Source organism: Actinophytocola sp. (genome assembly GCF_050699935.1).
In the GTDB taxonomy this organism is placed as follows: Bacteria; Actinomycetota; Actinomycetes; order Mycobacteriales; family Pseudonocardiaceae; genus Actinophytocola.
Genome location: NZ_JBOHGB010000244.1, coordinates 1 through 6,111 on the forward strand (window position 1 = coordinate 1; position 6,111 = coordinate 6,111).

General features: G+C 70.7%; 6 protein-coding genes and 1 pseudogene. 3 read left to right on the plus strand and 4 right to left on the minus strand.

Going from position 1 to position 6,111, the window contains the following annotated elements; genetic code table 11:
• Nucleotides 1-374: 374 nt before the first annotated feature.
• Nucleotides 375-1,460: a dihydrofolate reductase family protein gene (locus tag ACRDTB_RS36945; protein ID WP_431436912.1), complete on the minus strand. Its 1,086-nt coding sequence runs from the start codon at nt 1,458-1,460 to the stop codon at nt 375-377.
• Nucleotides 1,461-1,504: 44 nt separating this feature from the next.
• Here ACRDTB_RS36945 and ACRDTB_RS36950 point away from each other — a divergent pair, with 44 nt between their 5' ends.
• Entirely contained in the window at nt 1,505-1,987 is a 483-nt protein-coding gene (locus tag ACRDTB_RS36950) for a cupin domain-containing protein (RefSeq protein WP_431436914.1), read from the plus strand.
• Nucleotides 1,988-1,999: 12 nt separating this feature from the next.
• Here the strand turns inward: ACRDTB_RS36950 and ACRDTB_RS36955 are convergent, their stop codons facing one another.
• The 3 genes from ACRDTB_RS36955 to ACRDTB_RS36965 all read right to left on the minus strand — a co-directional run bounded on the left by ACRDTB_RS36955 (nt 2,000) and on the right by ACRDTB_RS36965 (nt 4,096).
• Nucleotides 2,000-2,767: a sugar isomerase domain-containing protein gene (locus ACRDTB_RS36955; protein ID WP_431436915.1), complete on the minus strand. Its 768-nt coding sequence runs from the start codon at nt 2,765-2,767 to the stop codon at nt 2,000-2,002.
• The gene (locus ACRDTB_RS36960) at nt 2,764-3,402 is read right to left on the minus strand and encodes a TetR/AcrR family transcriptional regulator (RefSeq protein ID WP_431436916.1); all 639 of its coding nucleotides are present in this window, start codon (nt 3,400-3,402) and stop codon (nt 2,764-2,766) included. The genes ACRDTB_RS36955 and ACRDTB_RS36960 overlap by 4 nt, the downstream gene beginning before the upstream one ends.
• 259 nt (nt 3,403-3,661) lie before the next feature.
• Nucleotides 3,662-4,096 (minus strand): MarR family winged helix-turn-helix transcriptional regulator, encoded by a 435-nt coding sequence (locus ACRDTB_RS36965; RefSeq protein WP_431436918.1) that lies wholly within the window; start codon nt 4,094-4,096, stop codon nt 3,662-3,664.
• A 102-nt stretch (nt 4,097-4,198) separates the two neighbouring features.
• Between ACRDTB_RS36965 and ACRDTB_RS36970 the strand changes: the two genes are divergently transcribed.
• Entirely contained in the window at nt 4,199-5,593 is a 1,395-nt protein-coding gene (locus tag ACRDTB_RS36970; protein ID WP_431436919.1) for an MFS transporter, read from the plus strand.
• A gap of 87 nt (nt 5,594-5,680) precedes the next feature.
• Nucleotides 5,681-6,111, plus strand: a pseudogene (locus ACRDTB_RS36975) (NAD(P)(+) transhydrogenase (Re/Si-specific) subunit alpha); the annotation flags it as partial.

A 6,111-nucleotide genomic window follows, 5' to 3' on the forward strand; every position in this document is an offset into this window, starting at 1 on the left:
ACCCTGGGCTGGACCGCACCGAAACTGCGGACACCGGAAGCGGCGGACCGCTGGACCTGGCTAGTGTTGGTCGCCTACACCCAACTGCGACTTGCCCGACGCCTGACCGTCGATCTACGCCGTCCATGGGAGAAACCCGCCGCGCCTGATCGGTTGTCCCCGGCCCGGGTCCGTCGCGGGTTTCGGCACATCCGCGCGCAGGCAGGCTGTCCAGCCGGTGCACCGAAACCCTCCCGGCCCGGCCCAGGACGACCGACCGGAAGCCGAAACCACCAACCAGCCCAACGCCACGACGTGCACATCGTCAGGACCAGCACACCAACCAAGACGAAGTCAACCAGGCCCCGACCCCGCCGAACAGGTTAAAACTCAAGCTAGAGCAGGTTCCGGTTCACGTCGCGGACCGCGGCGGCGAGTTCGGGCACCTCGACCACCTCGGCGCCGCCGGCCGTGAGCAGCTCGGCGCCCCGCCCGTCGACGAAGGTCGGCGGCTCCCGCAGTGCGAAGACCACCCGGGGGATGCCGGCGGCGAGGATCAGGTCGGTACACGTGCGCGGCCGGGAGCTGCGGCGGCCGCACGGTTCCAGCGAGCTGTACATCGTCGCCCGGCGCAGGCGCGGGTCGGCCGGGTCGAGCTTGGCCAGCGCCGCCTCCTCCGCGTGCTCGGTGCCGCCGGACTCGCGGGAGTAGCCGCGGGCGAGCCCGTTGCCCTGCCCGTCCACGACGATCGCGCCCACCGCGAATGCCGTGGTGGACGGTGGGCAGCGGGTGGACAGCTCGATCGCCGCACGCAGCCAGTGCTTGTCCACTTCGGACTTGCTGAGCAGGTACCGGTGCAGCGCGACGTTCCCGATCGCGCGTACCTCGGCGAGCGTGGCGCGGTGCTCACCGTCCCACGGGAACCGTCCGTCGTGGACGAACCGGGGCGCCTTGCCGTCCCCGACGAACAGCGGCGCGGTGACCATGTGCAGCTCGTCGGCGAGCCCGGCGGTCAGGAAGGCGGTGTGCATGTCGGTGCCGCCCTCGACCATCAGCCGCCGCACGCCGCGCGCGGCGAGGTCGGCGAGGACGGCCGCCAGGTCGACCCGCTCGCCCATCGGCACCGTCTCGCCGGGCGTGGCGACTCCGCTCGGTGCGTAGACGACCTGCTCTCCGGTCGCGAAGAACTCGGTGGCCGGGTCGAGGTCGCCGGATGCCGTGATCGTCACCTTGAGCGGGTTCTCCGGCCGGCCGTCGGCGATTCGCCGCCGCCTGCGCTCGGCGGAGCGGACGAGCAGCCGCGGGTTGTCCCGGCGGATCGTGTTGGCGCCGACCATGATCGCGTCGCAGCTCGCGCGGACCTCGTCGACTCGGTCCCAGTCGTCGTCGTTGGAGAGCACGAGGCGGCGGTCGGTGGCGTCGTCGAGGTACCCGTCGAGCGACAACGCGCAGCTCAGCAGGACATAAGGGCGGTCGGTCATGGCCGTACCATCGTGGCAGAAAACGACGCAAAGGGGAGGGTGACGTGACCTACGTCGGCGACTCGGGTGAGATCAGCGCGACCTACCGGCCGATCGCGGAGGTGGAGACGCTCGTCCGGCCGACCGTCACGAACGCGTTCCTGGCGACCGGATCGGTGACGAACGGCCAGTTCGGTCTGTTCCAGTACTCGATGGCCGCGCACGCGGGCGGCCCGTCGGCCCACTACCACAAGACGTTCTCCGAGTCGTTCTACATCGTCGACGGCGCCGTCTGGCTGTTCAACGGCGACACATGGATCGAGGCGACGGCGGGCGACTTCCTGTACGTCCCGGAGGGCGGCATCCACGCGTTCGGCAACGAGTCCGACGAGCCCGCGTCGATGCTGATCCTGTTCGCGCCGGCCCCGCCGCGGGAGAAGTACTTCCGCGAGCTGGCCGAGCTGATCGACTCGGGCCGCGAGCTGTCCCCGGAGGAGTACGCCGAGTTCCTCGCGAGGCACGACCAGTACATGGTCAAGCAGGACTAGTTCGGCCGCGCACTAGCTCGCGGTGCGGCGGATGCGGCCCGCGTAGCGTGCCTCCAGCTCGAGGTTGCGCTCGTGGCCGCCCGGGACGTTGTTCGACACGTACACCGGGGGCGTCGTGCCGGCGTCGAGGAGGAGGCGGACCGTCTCGGCGACCACCATCTGCACCAGCAGCGCCGCCGACAGGGACGACACCGCGCCCGCCGACGTGCCGTCCGGCATCGCCAGCAGGGTGTCGCCGAACGGGGCGCCGTTGTCGAGGGTGACGTCGGCCAGGTCGGCGAGGCGCTTGCCGGACTCGTGCCGGGGCTCCACCCGCGTCGAGTGCGCCACGGATGTGATCGCCACCAGCTCGTGGCCGTTCGCCTTGACCTCGTGGGCCATCTCGACCACCGCCGAGTTCACCCCGGAGCTCGATGCGATCACGAAGAGGTCCCGCGGCGCCGGCGCGGCCAGCTCGTACAGCCGCGCGGCCACGTCGCCGCGCCGCTCGAGCATGGGATCGGCGAGCACGGCCGGGTCCTCTCCGCCGAACTGCACCAGGTCCGTCAGCGCGATCCGGTTCGTCGGGATCAGCCCGCCGGCCCGGCCGGCGACCTCGAGCGCGGTGCCCTGCGAGTGGCCGGTGCCGAACGCCTGGATGACCCCGTCGGCCGCGACGCACTTGGCGAAGAGCCGTGCCGCGGCGCCGACCTGGGTGCCGGAGGAGGAGGCCACGTCGGACAGCCGGCGCAGCAGCTCCGCCGCGCTGGACTCGGCGCCGATGGAGGTGGCCGCGCTCACGGGGCGGTCACCGTCGCGGTGGCGACCCGCACGATCTCGGTGATCACGTCGTCCAGCGAGCGCTTGCCGCCGCTGAGCGACCAGTGGTGCACCAGCTCGTTGACCGCACCGATCAGCGCGACCGCGCCGAGGTGGAAGTCCCGGTCGGTGGCCTCGCCGCGCTCGACCGCCCGCCTGGCCTCCGACACCAGGAAGTTCGCCCACCGCTCGCGCCACGCGATCCGGTGCTTCTCGACCACGTTGCTGACGCCGATGATCTCCACGTAGGACAGCCGCGCCCAGCGCGGGTCGCTCGCGGTGGTGGTGACGAACGCGCGCACCGCACGCGTGAAGCGCTCCGGCAGCGGGGCGTCGTCGGCGTCGTCGAGCGCGGCCCGGACCGCATGGAAGGCCTGCTCGATGATCTGGTCGTGCAGTGCCATCAGCAGGTGCTCGCGGCTGTTGAACTCCTCGTAGAAGTTCCGTGTGGACACTCCGGCGAGCGCGCACAGCTTCTCGATGGACGTCGCGGCGTAGCCTTCGGTGCCGATCAAGGCCAGACCGGCCGTGAGCAGTCGTTGCCTGCGCTCCGCACGCCGCTCGCCGGCCGAGCGTCCGCCATAGGTGCGGCGCACCGCGGCGCCGGTTCCCGCCATCGGTCAACCCCCAATCAGTGCCGATCCAGGTTACTGGGGTCCCGCGGAGACCGTGAAGACCCCTCACCAGCACCTCGCGAGTCCAACGTTCCCGACCCGCGAGTCCAACGTTCCGGACGCCGCGCCGGGTCGCCCGAGTGTTGGACTCGCGGGTTCCGAACGTTGGACTCGCGGGTTCTGAGTGTTGGACTCGCGGGTTCTGAGTGTTGGACTCGCGGGTTCTGAGTGTTGGACTCGCGAGGAGTTTGCGGGTTCGCGGTTACCGGGTGTTCGTGCGTAGGCCTTCCGCCAGGGCCTCGAGTGCGGGCAGGGCTTCCGCGAGCGTGTCGCTGACGTCCGGCGAGAGGTCCTCGAGGATCTTCGCGACGGTCTGGGTGCGGGCGGCGAGGATCCGCGCGTGGGTTCGGTGCCCGGCGTCGGTGGCCTCCAGCTGGACCGCCCGCTGGTCGGCCGGGTCGGGCTGGCGGCGCACCAGGCCGTCGCCGTCGAGCTTGGACACGACTCGGGACAGCAGCGTCGGGTTCAAGCCCTCCAGGTCGGTCAGCTCGGCGAGGCCGATCGGGCCGCGGTGGGCGACGAGGCCGAGCACCGACGCCTGCGTGGGGGTCAGGCCCTCGCTCGAGGACGACGCGTTGAACAGCCGGGCCAGCCGCCCGATGACCCGGCGCAACCTGGTCACTGCTTCCGCATCCACCACTGCCTCCAAGTCGGAGAGGTCCCTCACAAAGTATTTACTTGCCTGCCGGCAAGCAAATACTGTGGTCAAATTATGGGGACACGAAGCGTACGAGCAGACATGCCGTCCGCTACCCCACCCGCCTCGTCGGCCGAACCGGGCCCGGAACCGTCGCCGCGGCGGCACATCGTGTTCGCGGTGGTGGCGATCGCGCTCTTCATGGCCTCGATCGACCAGACCATTGTCGCGACCGCGCTGGGCGCGATCCAGACGGATCTCGGTGCCGAGCTGTCCTGGAGCGGCTGGACGATCACGGTCTACTCGCTGGGGCAGCTCATCGCCATGCCGGTGGCCGGCAAGCTGGGCGACTACTTCGGCCGCAAGCGGGTGTTCCTGTTCGGCATCTGCGTGTTCACCGGGGCCTCGCTCGCCTGCGGCTTCGCGAACAACATCTACCTGCTGGTGGCGCTGCGCGCGGTCCAGGCGCTCGGCGGCGGCGCGTTCATGCCGTCCGCGACCGGGATCGTCGCCGAGCACTTCGGCCGGCACCGCGACCGCGCGGTGGGCATGTTCTCGAGCATCTTCCCGATCGGCGCCATCGTCGGGCCGATCCTCGGCGGGATCATCGTGACCTACTTCGGCTGGCGGACGATCTTCCTCGTCAACGTCCCGATCGGCGTGCTGCTGTTCGTGCTGTCGTGCAAGCTCATCACGGAGTCGCCGCGCCGGCCGGCCGGCCGGCTCGACCTCGGCGGGCTGGCCCTGCTCGCGACGCTGATGCTGGCGACGATGTACGGGCTGACCAACCTCGACCGCGGCGTGACGAGCCCGTGGTTCGCGGTGCCCGAGCTTGTCGCGGTCGGCGCCGCGTGCCTGTTCGTGCGGCACACGGTCCGCCACCGCGCGCCGTTCATCCCGCTGCGGCTACTGGCGGGCAGGGGAGTCGGCGCGATGAACCTGCTGAACGTCCTGTTCGGCGCCGCGGCCATCGGGTTCGCCGCTCTCGTGCCGCTCTACGCCGAGCGCCGCTACAACCTCGACCCGCTCGCCGCCGGCACGCTGTTGACCGCCCGCGGCATCGGGATGATCGTCCTCGCGGCGATGGCGGTCTTCACCCTGCGGCGGCTGGGACACCGGATCCCGATGGCGGTCGGCAACGCGACGCTCATCGTCGGGCTGGTGCTGATGGCCGTGCCGCCACCGCAGGGCACGTCCGGCTACCTGTGGTTGTCGATCTCCGCCGGGATCACTGGGCTCGGGATGGGCATGTCCGGGCCGGCGTCCAACAACGCCGGGCTGCAGCTCGCCCCGGACCAGATCGCGTCGATCGCGGGGCTGCGCGGGATGTTCCGGCAGACCGGCGCCATCATCTCGGTGTCGATCATCACGGCCGTGCTGACGAACAGCGCGAACCCGGCCATCGCGCAGGCGGAGGCGTTCGTCGTGCTGGCGGTGCTGCTGACGGCCGCGATGCCGCTGATCTTCACGATCCCGGACCACCGCGGCAGCTGGTAGCGCCTCAGCAGCCCCACGGTCGTACACCGTCCGGCCGGGGTCTCCGGAGTCGGAGTCCGTCCCACCGGGGGAGTTAGAGCGCGGGTTGTGAGGATCGCCGTAGGCGCCGAGTCGAGGCCTGGTGAGCGGCGGGTCGCGCTCGTTCCGGGCTTGGTGTCGCGCTTGATCGAGGTGGGTTTGGAGGTCGTGGTCGAGCTGGGCGCTGGTGTGGCTGCGGGGTTCACCGATGTCGAGTATCGGGACGCGGGTGCGGTGGTGGACTCGGGTGCGCTCGATGGTGCTGGGGTGGTGTTGTCGGTGTGGCCGTTGTCGCCGGGCCAGGTTGGTCGGCTCGGCTCGGCCGCGATCACCATCTCGTTCCTCCCCACGGCGCAGGAGCTTGAGCTGGTGGGTGCGTTGCGTGCGGCGGGGCATACCGGGTTGGCGATGGAGTTGGTGCCGCGGATTTCGCGGGCGCAGGGGATGGATGCGTTGTCGTCGCAGGCGTTTGTGGCGGGGTATCGGGCGGTGTTGGTGGC